The 1,419-nt window shown below is 65.6% G+C and carries 1 protein-coding gene; it reads left to right on the top strand.

Going from position 1 to position 1,419, the window contains the following annotated elements; translation table 11 throughout:
• Positions 1–1,211, top strand: a 1,211-nt coding sequence (mutS, locus tag PHX69_RS10650; RefSeq protein WP_288043679.1) for a DNA mismatch repair protein MutS, incomplete at its 5' end; no start/stop codon positions are given.
• Positions 1,212–1,419: the final 208 nt, after the last annotated feature.

The raw sequence follows: 1,419 nt of genomic DNA, 5'->3' as shown, positions 1-1,419 counted from the left end.
TGCAATTCAACAAGGTGCATGGCTTTTACATCGAAGTCACACAGGGCCAGGCCAGCAAAGTACCCGACGACTACCGCCGCCGCCAGACCCTGAAAAACGCCGAGCGCTTCATCACCCCCGAACTCAAAGCGTTCGAGGACAAAGCCCTGTCCGCGCAAGAGCGCGCACTGGCCCGCGAAAAGTGGCTGTACGAACAGGTGCTGGAGCAACTGCAAGCCCATGTACCGGCCCTGACCCGGCTGGCCAGCGCGCTGGCCCAGCTGGATGTGCTGTGCTGCCTGGCCGAACGCGCCCTGACCCTGAACTGGTGCGCACCGCAATTCGTACCCGAGCCGTGCATCGACATCGAGGCAGGTCGCCACCCGGTGGTGGAAGCGCGGCTGGCCGAGACGTCCAGCGGCGCCTTCATCGCCAACCACACGCGCTTGGGCCTGAACACGCGCATGCAGATCATCACCGGCCCCAACATGGGCGGTAAATCGACCTACATGCGCCAGGTGGCCCTCATCGTGCTGCTGGCCAGCATGGGCAGCCATGTGCCCGCCAGCAGCTGCCGACTGGGGCCGATCGACGCCATCCACACCCGCATCGGTGCCGCCGACGACCTGGCCAACGCCCAGTCCACCTTCATGCTGGAGATGGTGGAGGCAGCGCAAATCCTGCATGCCGCCACCCCCCACAGCCTGGTGCTGATGGACGAGATTGGCCGTGGCACCAGCACTTTTGACGGTCTGGCGCTGGCCAGCGGCATTGCCACGCACCTGCACGACAAAACCCGTGCCTTCACGCTGTTTGCCACGCACTACTTTGAACTGACCGAGCTGCCTGCCACCGCGCGCCACGCCGTCAACATGCACGTCAGCGCCGCAGAAACCACGCAGGCCGGTGGCGACATTGTGTTTCTGCACGAAATCCAGAGCGGCCCGGCCAGCCGCAGCTACGGCATCCAGGTGGCCAAACTGGCGGGCGTGCCCGCGCCCGTGCTCCACCACGCCCGCCAAGCCCTGGCCGCACTGGAAGCGCGCGCCCACGCAGACCAGGCCCAGGTGGACTTGTTTGCCGCCCCCGCGGAACCCGAGCAAGGCACCAGCCCCAGCGCACTGGAGGCGGCACTCGCCGACCTACAGCCCGACCAGATGAGCCCGCGCGAAGCGCTGGACGCGCTCTACCAGCTCAAAGCGTTGCACGCGCGCACCAACGCACCGCCGTAATGCAGCCGCTGCGGGGGTGGCGGCGGCACACGCCAGTAAGATGTAACAAGCAACAACAACTAAGACACCCCGATGACTTCCCCCATCGCTCACGCAGCACAGCGCGCCGACAACAGCGGCTTTTTTGAATACCACGGCATCTGGGCGCCCGGCGTGCGGGCCTTTCGCAACCTGCGTTTCAACACCAAGGCGGCCATCATCTCGATGG

It is taken from the genome of Simplicispira sp., assembly GCF_028687295.1.
In the GTDB taxonomy this organism is placed as follows: domain Bacteria; phylum Pseudomonadota; class Gammaproteobacteria; order Burkholderiales; family Burkholderiaceae_C; genus Simplicispira; species Simplicispira metamorpha.
Note: the sequence above shows the minus strand (reverse complement) of the source record. Positions and strands in the feature narration are given on the sequence as shown.